Origin of the sequence: Micrococcus sp. KRD070 (assembly GCF_017168435.1) — a bacterium.
GTDB classification, from domain to species: domain Bacteria; phylum Actinomycetota; class Actinomycetes; order Actinomycetales; family Micrococcaceae; genus Micrococcus; species Micrococcus luteus.
Window position 1 is genome coordinate 1 of sequence record NZ_JABFNH010000046.1, and the last position, 466, is coordinate 466.

Genomic DNA, 466 nt, shown 5'->3' on the forward strand with positions numbered 1-466 from the left:
GGCTGGGGGTCCACCTACGGGCCGATCACGGCGGCGGTCCGGCGCCTGCGCCGCGCCGGACAAGCCGTGGCGCAGGCCCATCTGCGTCACCTCAACCCCTTCCCGCCCAACCTCGGCGAGATCCTGCGCAGATACGACAAGGTGGTGATCCCCGAGATGAACCTCGGGCAGCTCGCCACGCTCATCAGGGCGAAGTACCTGGTCGACGCCCGCTCGTACAACCAGGTCAACGGCATGCCGTTCAAGGCGGAGCAGCTCGCCGCGGCGCTGAAGGAGGCCATCGATGACTGACGCCGACACGCTGCTCCAGCTCGTGCCCAAGGCCGAGGGCAAGCAGACGATGAAGGACTTCAAGTCCGATCAGGAGGTGCGCTGGTGCCCGGGCTGCGGTGACTACGCCGTGCTGGCCGCCGTGCAGGGCTTCATGCCGGAGCTGGGCCTGGCCCGCGAGAACATCGTCTTCGTC

General features: G+C 68.2%; 2 pseudogenes. Both read left to right on the forward strand.

Features of this window, described 5'->3' with window-relative positions:
• A pseudogene (locus tag J1M38_RS11580) lies at positions 1-291 on the forward strand (2-oxoglutarate ferredoxin oxidoreductase subunit alpha); the annotation flags it as partial.
• Positions 284-466 (forward strand): annotated as a pseudogene (locus tag J1M38_RS11585) (2-oxoacid:ferredoxin oxidoreductase subunit beta); the annotation flags it as partial. The pseudogenes J1M38_RS11580 and J1M38_RS11585, both read left to right, overlap by 8 nt.